Origin of the sequence: Thermococcus sp. (assembly GCF_027023865.1) — an archaeon.
Classification (GTDB): domain Archaea; phylum Methanobacteriota_B; class Thermococci; order Thermococcales; family Thermococcaceae; genus Thermococcus.
Map to the genome: position 1 here is coordinate 13,769 of NZ_JALVUC010000001.1, position 14,043 is coordinate 27,811.

The 14,043-nt window shown below is 53.8% G+C and carries 17 protein-coding genes; 10 read left to right on the forward strand and 7 right to left on the reverse strand.

Annotated features, from left to right (window positions below; translation table 11 throughout):
- The first annotated feature begins 198 nt into the window (after positions 1–198).
- The 3 genes from MV421_RS00080 to MV421_RS00090 are packed head-to-tail and all read left to right on the forward strand — an operon-like array spanning position 199 to position 2,983.
- Positions 199–2,490, forward strand: a complete 2,292-nt coding sequence (locus MV421_RS00080; protein ID WP_297420680.1) for a DHH family phosphoesterase — start codon at positions 199–201, stop codon at positions 2,488–2,490.
- Positions 2,474–2,728, forward strand: coding sequence for a hypothetical protein (locus tag MV421_RS00085; protein WP_297420678.1), 255 nt, complete (start codon positions 2,474–2,476; stop codon positions 2,726–2,728). The genes MV421_RS00080 and MV421_RS00085 overlap by 17 nt, the downstream gene beginning before the upstream one ends.
- Positions 2,729–2,767: 39 nt before the next feature.
- Positions 2,768–2,983, forward strand: coding sequence for a hypothetical protein (locus MV421_RS00090; protein WP_297420676.1), 216 nt, complete (start codon positions 2,768–2,770; stop codon positions 2,981–2,983).
- Here MV421_RS00090 and MV421_RS00095 read toward each other — a convergent pair.
- From MV421_RS00095 to MV421_RS00105, 3 genes are all read right to left on the reverse strand, one after another.
- Positions 2,975–3,955 carry an asparaginase gene (locus MV421_RS00095; RefSeq protein WP_297420653.1) on the reverse strand — a complete coding sequence of 327 codons (981 nt, stop codon included), beginning with the start codon at positions 3,953–3,955 and terminating at the stop codon, positions 2,975–2,977. The two genes, MV421_RS00090 and MV421_RS00095, sit on opposite strands and share 9 nt — an antisense overlap.
- A gap of 86 nt (positions 3,956–4,041) precedes the next feature.
- Positions 4,042–5,241 (reverse strand): MFS transporter, encoded by a 1,200-nt coding sequence (locus MV421_RS00100; RefSeq protein ID WP_297420651.1) that lies wholly within the window; start codon positions 5,239–5,241, stop codon positions 4,042–4,044.
- 16 nt (positions 5,242–5,257) lie between these two features.
- Entirely contained in the window at positions 5,258–5,644 is a 387-nt protein-coding gene (locus MV421_RS00105) for a PaaI family thioesterase (RefSeq protein ID WP_297420649.1), read from the reverse strand.
- Between the two features lie 81 nt (positions 5,645–5,725).
- Between MV421_RS00105 and MV421_RS00110 the strand changes: the two genes are divergently transcribed.
- Positions 5,726–6,124, forward strand: a complete 399-nt coding sequence (locus MV421_RS00110) for a DUF2240 family protein (RefSeq protein ID WP_297420647.1) — start codon at positions 5,726–5,728, stop codon at positions 6,122–6,124.
- Positions 6,125–6,284: 160 nt separating this feature from the next.
- Complete coding sequence (locus MV421_RS00115; RefSeq protein WP_297420645.1) at positions 6,285–6,821, forward strand: nicotinamidase; 537 nt, start codon at positions 6,285–6,287, stop codon at positions 6,819–6,821.
- Here MV421_RS00115 and MV421_RS00120 read toward each other — a convergent pair.
- Positions 6,757–7,800, reverse strand: a complete 1,044-nt coding sequence (locus MV421_RS00120) for an AI-2E family transporter (protein WP_297420643.1) — start codon at positions 7,798–7,800, stop codon at positions 6,757–6,759. The genes MV421_RS00115 and MV421_RS00120 overlap by 65 nt on opposite strands.
- 53 nt (positions 7,801–7,853) lie before the next feature.
- Between MV421_RS00120 and MV421_RS00125 the strand changes: the two genes are divergently transcribed.
- Positions 7,854–8,177 carry a hypothetical protein gene (locus tag MV421_RS00125; protein ID WP_297420641.1) on the forward strand — a complete coding sequence of 108 codons (324 nt, stop codon included), beginning with the start codon at positions 7,854–7,856 and terminating at the stop codon, positions 8,175–8,177.
- Here MV421_RS00125 and MV421_RS00130 read toward each other — a convergent pair.
- A complete protein-coding gene (locus MV421_RS00130; RefSeq protein WP_297420639.1) occupies positions 8,140–8,574 on the reverse strand; it encodes a hypothetical protein in 435 nt (144 codons plus the stop codon). The genes MV421_RS00125 and MV421_RS00130 overlap by 38 nt on opposite strands.
- Before the next feature lie 57 nt (positions 8,575–8,631).
- On the opposite strand from MV421_RS00130, the gene MV421_RS00135 reads away from it, so the two are divergent.
- On the forward strand, positions 8,632–9,315 hold the full coding sequence (locus tag MV421_RS00135; protein WP_297420637.1) for a DUF4152 family protein: 684 nt from the start codon (positions 8,632–8,634) through the stop codon (positions 9,313–9,315).
- 516 nt (positions 9,316–9,831) lie between these two features.
- Here MV421_RS00135 and iorA read toward each other — a convergent pair.
- Positions 9,832–11,736: an indolepyruvate ferredoxin oxidoreductase subunit alpha gene (gene iorA, locus MV421_RS00140; RefSeq protein ID WP_297420635.1), complete on the reverse strand. Its 1,905-nt coding sequence runs from the start codon at positions 11,734–11,736 to the stop codon at positions 9,832–9,834.
- 312 nt (positions 11,737–12,048) lie between these two features.
- On the opposite strand from iorA, the gene MV421_RS00145 reads away from it, so the two are divergent.
- Positions 12,049–12,336 (forward strand): hypothetical protein, encoded by a 288-nt coding sequence (locus tag MV421_RS00145; RefSeq protein ID WP_297420632.1) that lies wholly within the window; start codon positions 12,049–12,051, stop codon positions 12,334–12,336.
- 118 nt (positions 12,337–12,454) lie between these two features.
- Here the strand turns inward: MV421_RS00145 and MV421_RS00150 are convergent, their stop codons facing one another.
- Positions 12,455–12,910: an HIT family protein gene (locus tag MV421_RS00150; RefSeq protein WP_297420674.1), complete on the reverse strand. Its 456-nt coding sequence runs from the start codon at positions 12,908–12,910 to the stop codon at positions 12,455–12,457.
- A gap of 54 nt (positions 12,911–12,964) precedes the next feature.
- Here MV421_RS00150 and MV421_RS00155 point away from each other — a divergent pair, with 54 nt between their 5' ends.
- Positions 12,965–13,189 (forward strand): hypothetical protein, encoded by a 225-nt coding sequence (locus MV421_RS00155; protein ID WP_297420630.1) that lies wholly within the window; start codon positions 12,965–12,967, stop codon positions 13,187–13,189.
- Positions 13,190–13,260: 71 nt separating this feature from the next.
- The gene (gene psmA / locus MV421_RS00160; RefSeq protein WP_297420628.1) at positions 13,261–14,043 is read left to right on the forward strand and encodes an archaeal proteasome endopeptidase complex subunit alpha; all 783 of its coding nucleotides are present in this window, start codon (positions 13,261–13,263) and stop codon (positions 14,041–14,043) included.

Here is a 14,043-nt window from a genome sequence, read left to right on the forward strand (position 1 = left end):
TTGTGTGAAACTGTTCCCATAAGATTTTACCGATTTTTCAATCATATCACAAAACCGCTGGGAAATTTATAAGCGATTTGTGTAGGGTGGGATGTAGGTTTGAACTACGAACCTACTTCTTAGCGGTTATATCCCCAAGTTGGTTCCCGCTGATTAACGTTTTTAAGCCTGCACTTCAACTTAGGCCGGGTGAGAAATATGGTCGTTAAGGACTGCCCCGAGTGCCACGGCACCGGAAAGATTAAGGTGGGCGAGAAGGAGTGCCCCGTCTGCGGGGGCTGGGGATACGTTCCCGCTGATTTCAAGGTAGGAGACAAGCTGAAGGGCTACCGCAACCTCAACTACCTCGGAGTTGAGGATGAGGTTGATGAGATACCCTGCCCCGAGTGTCACGGGAAGGGAACTGTTCCGGTCTACGACACCTGCCCTGTCTGCGGTGGGACAGGCAAGGTTCTGGCCTGCGACATCTGCGGTAGGGTTAAAGGCCCGTGGGAGCCGGGGATGGAAACGACGTGGGTCTGCCCAGACTGCCTGAGGAAGTACAAGGTCGTCTACGTCCTCGACAAGACGTGTGACTACGAGGACGTTGAGGTCGGGAGTGTCTATAAGGGAATCATTGAAAGGGTGGAGCGCTTTGGCGTCTTCGTTGCCCTGAACCCGCACGTTACGGGACTGATAAAGCGGAAAGACCTTCTCGGTGGCAGAGAATACAAGCCCGGTGACGAGATTCTCGTTCAGGTTCTCGATGTGAGGCCAGACAAGCGCGAGGTTGACCTCGTTGAGTCGGCCCTCAGGCATTACAAGGAAGTGGTTGTTAGGAAGGAGCTTCCGGTGACCCTCACAAAGGACCTCAGTAAGGACATGGCCGGCAGGACGGTGAGGCTTCGCGGTGAGGTGACGCAGATACAGGTTACCGGTGGACCGACGGTCTTCACGATAACCGACGGGACGGGGATAACATGGGTTGCCGCCTTCGAGGCCCCTGGAGTCAGGGCTTATCCAAACATCAACGTTGGGGACATAGTAGAAGTCATTGGGAAGATAGCCTTCCACTCGGGCGAGATTCAGATAGAGGCAAGTGACATGGTTCGCCTCTGGGGTCCCGAGGCCGCCGAGGTAAAGAAGCGTATAGGAGAGGAGCTTGACAGGCGTGCCCAGCCACAGGACGTTGGATTTCTCGTGGAGAGCGAGGTCCTTGAGAAGCTCAAGCCGAAGATAATAAAGGCGGCTTTCATGATAAGGCGCGCGGTATACGAGGGCAGGCCCATACTGCTGAGGCACCACTCCGATGCAGATGGCTACACCTCCGGTCTCGCCCTGGAGTACGCGATAGTCCCATTAATAGAGCAGATTTCACCTGATTCCCAGGCCAGATGGAAGCTCTTCAAGAGGAGGCCTAGCAGGGCGCCCTTCTACGAGATTGAAGATGTGCTTAAGGACATAATCTTTATGGTTGAGGACCACGAGAAGTTCGGTGACCCCCTGCCGCTGGTTGTAATAGTGGACAACGGCGGGACGAGCGAAGACATACCCGCTTACAAGCGCATAAGGGCCTACGGCGTTCCAATAGTTGTAATAGATCACCACGACCCGCGTGAGTGGGTGAGCGAGGATAAAGCCAAGGTCGATGACTACGTTGATGTCCACGTCAACCCCCACCACGTAAAGCGCGGCTATTATGAACTTACCGCCGGAATGCTGGCGACAGAGGTGGCCCGTTTCATCAACCCGGAGGTCGAGGACAGAATCAAGCATCTGCCGGCAATAGCGGGAACCGGAGACAGGAGCAAGGCACCGGAGTTCTACCAGTACGTCAAGATAGCGAAGGAGGCCAAGGGCCTCACCGAGGAGGATCTCAAGAGGATAGCGGAGGTCATAGACCACGAGGCCTTCTACTGGAAGTTCATGGACGGACACGGCATCATAGATGAAATCCTCCTCCTGACGGGTAACCTCCAGAGGCACAGGGCGCTGATAGATGCGATTTACCCAGAGGTGAAGGAAAAGCAGGAGAAAGCCCTTAAGGCTTCCCTGCCTCACGTCAAGAGCGTCGTCCTTCCGAATGGCATAAGGTTCAACACGATAGACATCGAGCTGTTCGCCCCGAAGTTTTCTTACCCCTCCCCGGGCAAGCTCTCCGGCTTGATTCACGACCACTTTAAGGAGGAGTACGGTGAGGATGCGCCGATACTAACGCTTGCTTACGGCCCGGACTTCGCGGTGGTGAGGGCCGCGGACGGGATGGCGGCATACAACTTTGACCTGAACGAGATAATCCCAAAACTCCAGGAAGCGTTACCGAGCGCCGGAATAGAGGGCGGCGGCCACAGTTACGCCGGTTCGATTAAATTTTTCGAGGGTATGAGGAAGGAAGTCCTCGAGGAGTTCGCCAAGCAGGTGGTTAAGCTGAAGCGGGTTGACCCCCTTAACCTTTTTAACCCACCGCGAGAAACCTCTGAACGGAGGAATGCGAATGAAAGTTGTTCTTGAAGTGACCTTCAGGATGGGCGGTGTTTCCTACCGCGGCTACCGCTGGGAGGAGGATGCGCTTGTTTTTGAGTTTGAGAGGCTTGGAGATGCCTTCATCCAGGTTCTCAGTGACAGGAAGGTTGAGGAGGAAATTGAAAAGGCTCCTGCCAGAGTTCTGGTCGAGCTGAAGACGAAAGAAGGAGGAAAGGTCTTCGAGGCCTTTGAGAGGGATGGCCTCTACCTTGCGACCGAGCCTTAGGTTTTTATATTCCCTCTCTAACTTTCTCCGGTGATGCCCATGTTTATGGCCGAGTTCAAGCTCAGGTTTGGGGAGAAAAAGTGGTACGTTCGGAGAATCGTCGAGGCATCTAATGTGAAGGAGGCAGAGGAGAAGGCGAGGCACTACGCGGAGCTTATGAACCGCGGAGAAATCGAGTGGAAGCTGAGTTATGTTATCGAAGCCGGGAGGCCGCTCCTCATCGGCGACGAGGAGCTTGAGAAGCTCTCAGCGTGATATCTCGCAGGCAAGGTTTTCTTCCATTATTCCCCTCACTTCTTCGACCCTTTTGGTGTGACCGAGGGCGTACATGAGCTTCGTGAGCGTTGTCTCCTTCGTCATATCCCCAGCGGGTATAATCCCCGCCTCGAGCGCCCTCCTTCCCACCTCGTACCTCGTGAGGTCAACACCGCCATAGAGGGCCTGGGTCGTCATGACCACAGGTTTCTCCGGGACGACCTTAGAAACTGCCTCAAGCAGGTTCCTCCCACGGTAGGGTATTCCACCGGCGCCGTAGCCCTCGAGCACTATCCCGTCAGCTTCTCCGGCTATTGAGAGAAAGACCTCCGGCGAAAGGCCAGGAGTGAGTCTTATGTGAACGACGTTCGGGTCTATCCTGGGGTCGAAGGAGGTTTCACCCGCAAAGGCCGGCCTGTGCATCACGACGAGGGAACCGCCGCGGATGTATGCCACGTCCGGGTAGTTAATGCTCTGAAAGGCGTTCAGCCCGAGGGAGTGAACCTTTGAGACGCGGGTTCCTAGCATAATCTTGTTCCTGAAGGCGACGTAAACCCCGGGAATCCCGTCCCTGGCGAAGGTGATGGCCGTTCTGAGGTTCTCGGGTGCGTCGCTCCCGGGTTCTGTTATAGGGAGCATCGAACCCGTTATGACGACCGGAATCGGCGGGTTCCTCAGCATGAAGCTTAGGGCCGAGGAGGTGTAAGCTAAGGTATCCGTCCCGTGGGTTATCACTATCCCATCATAGTCGTCCAGTGATTCCCAGACGGCCTTCCCTATTGTTATCCAGTCCTCCGGCTGAATGAGCGTGCTGTCAACCCTCATGAGATCCCAGGAGTCGATGCTGATCCCGTCGTTCCTTTTTATTCCCGCTAATTCAATGAGTTCCTCCACTCCAAGCCCGGCTTTGTATCCCTTCTCCGTCATCCTGCTCGCTATCGTTCCCCCTGTGCCTATGATGAGAACCTTCACGCAATCACCGCCCTTGGTATTCTCTTCCCCCTTTTAGTCTTTTTGACAAATTTAACCCGAATTCCCGAATAGAATATGGAAAATATTCAGTTTTTACCCTTTATCATGAGCATCATGACGAAAGCTATGACGTTCATGGCTGAGGAGTAAAGAAAGGCTGCCTCAAGGGAGTGAACCTGCCACAGGTAGCCGGCTATTACTGAGGCCGGGAAGACGAAGACCCCGAATACCGTGTGGTACGCCCCAATTATTGTTCCCTTCTCATACTCCCTTGCCAAGTCCGCCATGTATGCCCTCGGCACTGTATCCTCGATAGCCACATAGAGGCCGTAGAGAACGAACGCAACCAGGAGCACAGGTAGGTTGCGAGCGTAGGCGAAGGCAAGTGCAGCCAGTGCTGCTATCCCAAAGCTGACTGTAATCATTCTCTTCTTCCCAAAACTGTCCGAGTAGGTTCCTATTGGATAGCTGAAAAACGCGTAGACGATGTTAAACAGTACGTAGAACGCGGTGCTCTGAATGACGGTGTATCCTAGTGATTCCGCCTTCCAGAGTGTAAACGCGTAGCTGTACCTCCCAAGTGCCCCTATGGCAACGACCGCTAGGAAGAACTGGAGGTTTCTATCATGAAGGGTTGAGATTCCTGTTATCTGCTTCTTAATCTCTGCCCCCCTGTCCTTCACGAACAATAGAATTACTATGAGAACCAGAACACCGGGAAGCACTGAGAGTGCGAAGAGGTAGCGGTAGGTCTTCTCCACAGGCATGTTCTTCATCAGCTCAAGGAGTCCTATGGCAACAATGGGGCCCGTTACCGCACCGAGCGTGTCCATCATTCTGTGAAATCCGAATGACCTACCGACCTTCCCCTTCTTACTGGATTCCGCTATGAGTGCGTCTCTTGGGGCCGTCCTCACTCCCTTTCCAAGCCTATCTAGGATCCTCAGGCTCAGAAAATCCCACCAGTAATGGGTGATGGCGAGGGCTCCCCTGGCCGCTATTGAGGTTAGGTATCCGAGGAAGATGAAAGCCTTTCTCTTCCTGAGCTTGTCGCTTACGTAGCCGAATATAACTTTAAAAAGTGAGCCAAAGCTCTCTATTGCTCCCATGATGGATCCACTGGCGAACTCTCCAACCTTAAGTACCTCGGTTAGGTAGCTTGGAATCACGGGGATTACCATCTCGCTGCTCATATCGTTTAGGAAGCTGACGATTCCGAGCAGGAAGACGTTCCAACTTACTCCAAAGATCCTCCTCTCTTTCTCATCCTCTAGGCCTTTTTCCATTCTTTATTCCCCCGGTTCATCCGAGCACGTGCTTTTCCAACACGTAGCAGTGGAAAGTTCCCTCGAAGACTTTCTCGTTTCTCTCGTTGAAAACTTCCGCTTCTACTACCCTCTCTCTGCCAAGGTCTTCCTTTATCTCCGCCCGGGCGATGAGTTTCTCCCCTACTTTCACCGGCTTGATGAACTTCACCTCCGCCTTTCCAAGGACGACAGTAGGCTCGTTCACGGCCAACATCGCAGCGTAATCCGCCAAACCGAAGGTGAAACCGCCGTGAACGAGTCCGTAATCATCGACGGCCATCTCCTCAGTGGTCAAAAGCTCGACCTCTGCATAGCCAGGTTCTATCCTGAGCGGTCTCCCTATAAGCCTCTCACTTGCCAGCCTGTGCGTTCTCTGCTCCACCTTGGTCACCCCAATTTTATGGGTTCACCTGAGGGGTAAAAGTTTATCTATTCCAGTACCCTAAGAAAGTTAGGTGATTGTGTGCACCCTCTGAAACGTGCGGTGGAGTACAAAGGCTCGGCCGAGTTCACGCGGAGCGAGCTTGTAGGGATACTCTCCTTCACCCTCAGGATTATGAGCATCAAGGAGGCCAAGGAGTTCGTAAACGAGGCCGTTGAGAAGGGTATGCTCACCGAGCGGGATGGGAAGCTCATCGTTGATGAGACCTTACTGGAAGAAGAGCGGAGCGAAGGAGACCTCTTTGAGGAGATGGTGGGGTACATAGCGAAGTCCTTAGGTTGGGAGAAGGAGGATGTCCTCGAGGGCATAAGCGAAATGCGGGAGCGCTACGGTGACCTGGATAGAAAGGTGTTGGTTTATCTCTTTGGTATGGGTAAAGGCGTTGATATGTCTAAGTTTAGAGAGAGACTTGAGTTATGAGCCTTTACGTTTTTCCCATTTGTGGTCCTTGGAAGTCACCATCCATCGTTGCCAAGTTCATGTCGTGAACCGCAGGTTAACTCTGTTTAAATTACTAAGCTTTTGATGATGCCCGCAAAACCATTTTAACATCCTCGTCGAACTCTTTTTGGGTGGTATCATGCCCAAGGAGGTCCTTATACTTGTTGACATGCAGCGTGATTTTATGCCGGGCGGAGCTTTGCCGGTTCCAGACGGGGACAGGATAATTCCAAGGTGCAATGAATACATAGGGGAGTTTAGAAAGCACGGCGCGCTGATAGTGGCAACGAGGGACTGGCATCCGCCGAACCACGTCAGCTTTAAAGAACATGGTGGGCCGTGGCCAGCGCACTGCGTCCAGAACACGCCAGGGGCGGAGTTTGTGGTTAACCTACCGGCCGATGCGGTGGTAGTCTCCAAAGCTACGGAACCGGATAAGGAAGCCTACTCCGGCTTCGAGGGCACTGATCTTGCCGAGATCCTCAGAAAGAATGGGGTGAAAAGGGTTTACATCTGCGGTGTTGCCACGGAATATTGCGTCAAAGCGACGGCCCTCGACGCGGTGAAGTACGGCTTTAAAGCCTATCTCCTTGGTGATGCCGTGAGGGGAATTAATCCAAGGGACGAGGAGCTGGCTTTGGAGGAGATGAAGAAGGCCGGTGTGACGGTTCTTTAACGACCCTCCCTTTCCACTCCTTCAGCAGAACTAGGAGAAGGTTGAGGACTATCGGGCCGATTATGAGACCTTTTATCCCCATTGCCCAAGTCCCACCGACCATGCCGATGAAAACGAGGGTCTCGTCGAGGTCTGTATCCCTCGCGACCATCATGGGCCTTATCGTATAATCTGGCATCGGAGAGACGAGGGAGAAGCCGTAGAGGGCTATCCCGATAGCATGGAAGTAAGCACCGTTCATGGCGAAGTAAGCGGCGGCAATAAGCCATGCCATCCATCCCTCAAAGAAGGGGACGAAACTGGAGAGAAAGGTTAAGAAACCAGCAACTATGGCCGTGTAGATGTTAGAAACCCCGAATATCAGGAAACCCACGGTCATGAGAACGCCTTTTAAGATGTTTAGAACGAGCCAGGCCCTGACGAGCGCTCCGAGGGTCCTGTCAAGACTTGCGAGTATCTCCTCGCCAAGCTCGCGGTTTCTCTCAGGCAGGGAAAGGACTATCTGGCTGTATATCTCTTCCGCGTAGGCTAGGGTGTAATAGAAGGTGAGGAGGAAGATGAGGACCTGCAGTAGGTACATCGGGATGGAAAAAGCGCCCTGTGATATGTACCCTGACAGTCTGGGAATCAGCTGGTTGAGAAAGCTCTGGATGAAGTTTCTGATGTCTGGAGGAAGGGGTTGCTGGAGAAGCCAGTCAAAGAAGTTCACAACACCGTTGTAAAACGAAAGGGCCACCTGGAAGGATATCATGAGAAGTTCAAACGTCAGTACCCCCCCAACCCCCACGGTTATGATGGTGAGAGCTACCGCTGACAGGGTTTTTCCCAGTTTTGGGGCTATTCTGCGGTGCACGGGATAGAATGCATAGGCTATGACAACCCCGAAAAAGACGGCAGTAACGAGGGGCTCAACCGTAGCCCACGCCACGTATGCAATGGCAATTATCGCAATCGCCCAAACCAACGTTTCAGCGCGCATTCCTCTCGACAGCTTTATTAACGCTCCCCTTATAAACCCTGTGTGGTGGGATTATGGAGGAGGAACTGGTGCAAGAGGTTTACTCCTACATCAGAAAGGCCGAGAGGAAACTCAAGGAGGAGCGCGTTGAAGCCGCCTACGACTTGTACATGGACGCACTTCATACAATAGCAGGCTATTTAGTTTACAGGGAATCGGGAATGCTCCTCTCTGGGAGAGAGCTGATGGGAATCGTTAGGGTTAGACACGGGGAGGTTTATTCCATCATCAAAAGGTACGAGGGTGTAACCGACGTTGACAGGGATACCCTGAGAGTCCTCGACGAGGACGTAAAGGGCCTCATGGAAAGGGTTCTACCCCCACTACTCCGGGAGTGAGCTCTAGCTTTTCATTCTTGACTGCTCTGCACGATTCAACAGCACCCTTAAGGGTTTTGAAAAATTCCCTGTCCCCCCTTAGTATCACGATGACCTCATTACCCCCTGGAGCGGAAAAGGCAATCTCGATGGTCTCGCTCGATCCGTCGTAGGAGACGCTTTTCGGTCCCATCCGAAGGTTGAGGGAGTGCTCTCCGTCTATCGAGAGGATCTCAAACTCGCCCTTGGAGTAGAAGATGCTTATGAACGGGGTGGAACCTTCTGCCGTCAAAGGGACGCGGCGCTCCCCGTAGAAAACCGCACTCCCGCGGGCAGTTCCGAGGTAGAGGGAATGACAGAGGCTGTGGACGTAATCGCCCAAAGCTTCATAAACCTTTGAGTGTTCACTCAATGACATCACCATAATCAGTTTGCAACTAAGTATATTGGTAATTGCCCGTTAACGGTGGTTTCGATGAGGGTAGTCTCAGCGGATACAGGGGGTGCGCTCCTCACCGAGGATTATGAGCCAGTTGGGCTCATAGCAACGGCCGCTGTCCTCGCGGAGAAGCCCTACAGAACGGCAACGCTAAACAGGGTGCGCTACGCCGACCCCTTCAACTACGACATGAGCGGTAGGCAGGCCGTCAGGGATGAGGCGTTTTTAGCGGTCGAACTCTCGAGAGAAGTCAAACCGGACGTTGTTCACCTAGACTCGACCATCGGTGGAATAGAGGTCAGAAAGCTCGACGAACCGACGATAGACGCTTTGACCATAACCGACCGTGGGAAAGAGGTCTGGAAGGACCTTGCGAGAGATTTACAGCCGCTGGCAAAGAAGTTCTGGGAGGAAACCGGTATCGAGATAATCGCCATCGGAAAGTCGAGCGTCCCCGTGAGGATAGCGGAGATTTACTCCGGTCTCTACACGGCCAAGTGGGCAATCGACTACGCGAGGAAGAATGGAAAAGTCATGGTTGGCCTTCCCCGTTACATGGGGGTCGAGATAAGGCCCGGAAAGATCTACGGCGAGAGCCTTGATCCAAGGGAGGGCGGCCTCTTCGGGGAAATCGATGCAGAAACGGAGGGAATCGGTTGGGAGCTTTACCCAAACCCGCTCGTGAGGAGATACATGGTTCTTGAGGTTTGGAGGGAGTGAGAGACTCTTAACTCCAATGTTTAACTTTTTTTGATAGCCATACCAATAGTAGCGGCTGTATACCCCCTCGTGGTCGTGCTAGAGTTGGCTTTCATGGTGGTTAAGGCGACTGGGTTCTTTTACCCCAATCCGGGTTTCCCGGTAGGGGTAACGGGCACGAGACCGTGCCCTCGGGCTGAGCCGAAACTGGTGACAGGAGTAGGTGAATGAGTGCCCGTAAACTTCCCCATCTTTAGCGAGGGGTTAAAGCCCCTCACGGCGGGGAGGAAGTCAGTACTTCCACGACCGCTTCGATCCTGTGAACGTTTGGAACCGGTTATCTCGGCCCGGAAAACTGGAGGAGGGGCCTGGGGGAGCTTTCATGATCACCGTCCAGTGCTGGCTATCATGTGGGCGATCGACTGCATCAACGAGTACTACATGGTGGCAGTTGGGTTTCCCTCCATTTTTTGTGCAACGCCCTGATATGGGGAATTATTCCATATAACATGAGGGGGGAAGAAAAAGGGACTGGCGCTACGGCTGGTTCTGATCCAGCTCGCTCGGGAACTTTATGGCATCGAAGGGGCACGTCTGGTTGCAGACACCGCAGCCGGTGCAGAGGAGCTCGTCTATGTGAACTTTCTTCTTCTCCGGGTCGTAGACGAGAGCCGGACAGCCTGTTAAGAGGATGCAGGCCTTACAGCCCGTGCACTTGTCCTCGATGACTATCGGCTTCTCCCCGATTTCCCCACGCCTTATCACAGGTATAACGCACTCGCGCCTCGCTATGATCACCGCGGGCCCTTCAATTTCCATTGCCTCCTCAATGGCCTCCCTCGTAGCGTTAAGGTCGTAGGGGTCGACAGTCTTGACGTACTTAACGCCGAGCGCCTTAACCAGAGCCTCGATGTCTATCTCGTTGAACTTCCTGCCGGTTTCGCTCCCGCCGGTTGCCGGGTTCGGCTGGTGGCCTGTCATTGCCGTCGTCCTGTTGTCGAGTATCATAACCAGGACGTTCAGGTTCTTGTAAACGGCGTCGACCAGCGGCTGGATTCCGTTGTGGAAGAAGGTGGAATCGCCTATCGTCGCGATTATCTTCTTGTCCATGACGATGCCCTGCCCGTTCGCCAAGCTGATGCTTGCGCCCATAACATATTCCGTCCATATCGCCTCAAGCGGCGGGAGGAGCGATAACGCGTAGCAGCCTATGTCGCCGTGTATCGGGATGGAGTAACGGCCGAGCTTTAAATCTCTGAGCGCATCCAGAGCGGCCCTGTAAGAACCGCGGTGCGGACAGCCGGGGCACATAACGGGGGGCCTCTTTGGGGCAAGGCTCTCCGCGCGGGCAACCCCCCCCGGCTTCTCATAAGTCTTCTCTTCCTCGCCGATGAGCTTTAAGAGGGCATTTTTGACGAGGCTCGGTGTAAGCTCGCCCTCTAGAGGGAGGTGGCCGGTCCTCTTGCCGTAAATCGGGGCTTTAAGCCCGGCCTCGTAGGCCGCTATTTTGACCTCCTCCTCAAGGAACGGGGCACCGTCCTCGATGACTATCGCAAAGTCCACACTCCTGAGGAAATCCACCACGAGTTTCCTTGGGAGCGGATGGGGTGTCGAGAGTTTGAGAATCCTGAAGTCCTTCCCAACTTCCGGCAGGACCTCCCTTACGTAGTTGTAGGGTGCGCCCTCAACGATTATGCCGATTCTACCGCTCCCCTCGATCCAGTTGAAGGGCATGCCGTTGAACTCTTCCTCGATTTTAATTAGAGTCTCATTTAACCAGCGGTGCCTCTTCCTGTTGCCATCCATGCTTGCTCTGACGTAGCGCTCGATGTCCTTCTTGAAGACGGGCTTTCTGTTAAGCTCAATGAACTCGCCGACCTCAACGTCCGAGGTGGTGTGGTTTACCCTTGTCGTCGTGCGGAAGATTACGGGAACCTTGTAGCGCTCGCTGAACTTGTAGGCGTATTTTACCAAATCATGGGCCTCCTGCGGGTCTGCGGGTTCGAGAACCGGGAGGAGGGAGATTTTGCTGTAATATCTGTCGTCCTGCTCGGTCTGGGAGGTGTGCGGCCCCGGGTCGTCCGCCACGAGGATAACGAGACCGCCTTCAACACCGGAATAAGCCAGGCTCATGAGCGGGTCGGCGGCGACGTTGAGACCAACGCACTTCATGGTTACAAGCGCTCTCAGTCCGGTGTAAGCAACTCCAGCGGCCTCTTCTAGGGCCACCTTTTCGTTGGGTGCCCACTCGGCGAAGACCTCTGGTTTTAGTCTTGCTATGGTCTCGACGACTTCAGTTGAGGGCGTTCCGGGATAACCCGTTGCAAAAACGACGCCGCTCTCGAGGGCACCGTAAGCTATGGCCTCGTTGCCCATGAGAAGCTTTTTCACCCCGGTTCGGGGTTTAAAACCGGTAGAACCGTAATCCTGAACTCTGTCCATCAACACCACCTGTTGAGTGTTGCCCTCCGGAGTTAAAACTCTATGCCCAGCGAAAGGAAGACAAAACCGAAAAATTTTCAATATCTGCGCAGGTTCATTCTGTAGGCCCCACGCTCGACGTCCGCGTTTCTGTTTCTGCCCTCCCTCTGGAGAGAAGGATGTAGAGACTTATCCCAATGATGACGAAAACCGCCACGATAAGCAGCGCCGTGCAGCCATAGCGTTCCATAACGTAGCCGAGTCATGGGAGCGTTCTTTATCTTCCAAGCGGCATTCATTTAAAAGGTCTACCCTAAAACATAAGGGGATAATATGAAAGTGGGTGAGATACTGAAAATGGTTGATGAGGCCGTGGCGAACCTTGAGATAGCCGTGATAGCTAACCAGAACCGGGTGTTTGAAAGTCCCCAGACGAGCTACGAGTTCGCCCAGCGCGTTGTTGAACTCCAGGAGGATCTTGATGACCTCAAAAAACTCCGGGAGGAACTATCAAAGCTCAACCCTGAGGATGAGATGGAGGACCACTATCCGAAGGAGGACGTTAAGAGACTCGTTAAAATGCTCAACCTCTTGGGAGGAATCGACACCCACTTCTATTGAGGTGGTCGTATGGATCTCGGGGAGCCGGGGAGAAGTTGGTCACCTTCTAGGACGCAAGGGCTGGGGAGTCTCTGGAGCACTTCCAGTGGAAGAACGCAGGGGAGGATACTCGAGGTCGTTAAAGTTTCTGTTTAAAGAGCCTCCTCAGCGCTTTAATTTCCTTATCTCTTAGCCTGTTCTCCTCCCATCGCTCCCTCATACTCAAGCTCTCGTCCTCCAACTCCAGAACGGCCTTCCTTACTCCACCGCGCGGATGGCCGCAGTCGCCCTCCCACCGTGGAATCAGGTGGAGGTGTAAATGAGGAACCGTCTGGCCCGCCGCCCTTCCAAGGTTCATGCCGACGTTGAAGGCATCTGGCTTCAGCGTTTCCCTCAGGGCCCCCATTGCGAGTTCCATCCCCTGGATTAACGCCAGTTTTTCATCCTCCCTCAGATTCTCCCAGCGCTCGACGTGCCTGGCGGGGACGACGAGGAGATGCCCCCTGTTCGCTGGATAAGCATCGAGCAGAACTTTTATCAGGTCGTCCTCGTAGAGGAGCTGTTCTAGGGGGGGTCTACAGAACGGGCACTCCATCACCAACACCAAAGGCTTAAAACCGGTTCCTTATAAAAAGTCGCCGGTGGGAGGATGGGTGAGGAAGCACTTGAAGAGATGAAGAGAACCTATCGGAAGTTTCTGGCAACCGGTCTTGGGCTGATGCTGGTTGCCTTTGCGTTGATGATATCGCACCCCCTTGGGAGAACTGCGTCGCTGGCGCTGGCGATAGTGATATTCCTATTCGCGTTCGTCCCCCTTGAGTTTGCGCGCAGGATAGCTAGGAGGATGGCGATGGTCACCTTAAGGGACCAATAGAAAAGCTTAATTAACTGCCCTCCAATTTACATGGGAGAAGGACATAGCGATGATTTATGAGGTGATGTAAAATGGCGTTTGTACCACCACAGGCCGGTTATGACAGGGCTATTACTGTTTTCAGCCCTGACGGAAGGCTTTTCCAGGTGAACTATGCTAGAGAGGCAGTGAAGCGTGGAGCGACGGCCGTTGGCGTTAAGTGGAAGGATGGTGTTGTTCTGGCCGTTGAGAAGAGGATAACAAGCAAGCTGATCGAGCCGAGTAGCTACGAGAAGATTTTCCAGATCGACGACCACATAGCGGCCGCCCCGAGCGGTATAATAGCGGACGCGAGGGTTCTCGTTGACAGGGCCAGGCTGGAGGCCCAAGTTTACCGTCTCACCTACGGCGAACCCGTTCCGCTCAACGTTCTAGTGAAGAAGATATGCGACCTCAAACAGGCCCACACCCAGTACGGCGGTGTGAGGCCCTTTGGCGCCGCTCTCCTCATGGCCGGCGTCAACGACAAGCCGGAGCTTTATGAGACGGACCCGAGTGGTGCATACTTTGAGTGGAAGGCTGTCGCGATAGGAAGCGGAAGGAACGTGGCAATGGCCATCTTCGAGGAGCACTATAAGGACGACCTTGACATGAAGGGCGCGATAAAGCTCGCCATACTCGCCCTGGCCAAGACCCTTGAGGAGCCAAGTGCAGAGGGGATAGAGGTCGCCTACGTAACCATGGATGATAGGAGCTGGAAGAAGCTCTCTAGGGAAGACGTGGAGAAATACCTCTCTGAAATAGTTGAGGAAGCCAAGGAAGAGGAAGTCGAGGAGAGGGAAGAGGACTACTCCGAACTCGACCAGAACTACTGA

Coding starts and splice junctions, on each gene's coding strand:
- MV421_RS00090 (WP_297420676.1), top strand. CDS start 2,768: ATGTTTATGGCCGAGTTCAAGCTCAGGTTTGGGGAGAAAAAGTGGTAC.
- MV421_RS00130 (WP_297420639.1), bottom strand. CDS start 8,574: ATGTCATTGAGTGAACACTCAAAGGTTTATGAAGCTTTGGGCGATTAC.
- MV421_RS00085 (WP_297420678.1), top strand. CDS start 2,474: ATGAAAGTTGTTCTTGAAGTGACCTTCAGGATGGGCGGTGTTTCCTAC.
- iorA (WP_297420635.1), bottom strand. CDS start 11,736: ATGGACAGAGTTCAGGATTACGGTTCTACCGGTTTTAAACCCCGAACC.
- MV421_RS00080 (WP_297420680.1), top strand. CDS start 199: ATGGTCGTTAAGGACTGCCCCGAGTGCCACGGCACCGGAAAGATTAAG.
- MV421_RS00125 (WP_297420641.1), top strand. CDS start 7,854: ATGGAGGAGGAACTGGTGCAAGAGGTTTACTCCTACATCAGAAAGGCC.
- MV421_RS00155 (WP_297420630.1), top strand. CDS start 12,965: ATGGGTGAGGAAGCACTTGAAGAGATGAAGAGAACCTATCGGAAGTTT.
- MV421_RS00120 (WP_297420643.1), bottom strand. CDS start 7,800: ATGCGCGCTGAAACGTTGGTTTGGGCGATTGCGATAATTGCCATTGCA.
- MV421_RS00150 (WP_297420674.1), bottom strand. CDS start 12,910: ATGGAGTGCCCGTTCTGTAGACCCCCCCTAGAACAGCTCCTCTACGAG.
- MV421_RS00100 (WP_297420651.1), bottom strand. CDS start 5,241: ATGGAAAAAGGCCTAGAGGATGAGAAAGAGAGGAGGATCTTTGGAGTA.
- psmA (WP_297420628.1), top strand. CDS start 13,261: ATGGCGTTTGTACCACCACAGGCCGGTTATGACAGGGCTATTACTGTT.
- MV421_RS00115 (WP_297420645.1), top strand. CDS start 6,285: ATGCCCAAGGAGGTCCTTATACTTGTTGACATGCAGCGTGATTTTATG.
- MV421_RS00135 (WP_297420637.1), top strand. CDS start 8,632: ATGAGGGTAGTCTCAGCGGATACAGGGGGTGCGCTCCTCACCGAGGAT.
- MV421_RS00145 (WP_297420632.1), top strand. CDS start 12,049: ATGAAAGTGGGTGAGATACTGAAAATGGTTGATGAGGCCGTGGCGAAC.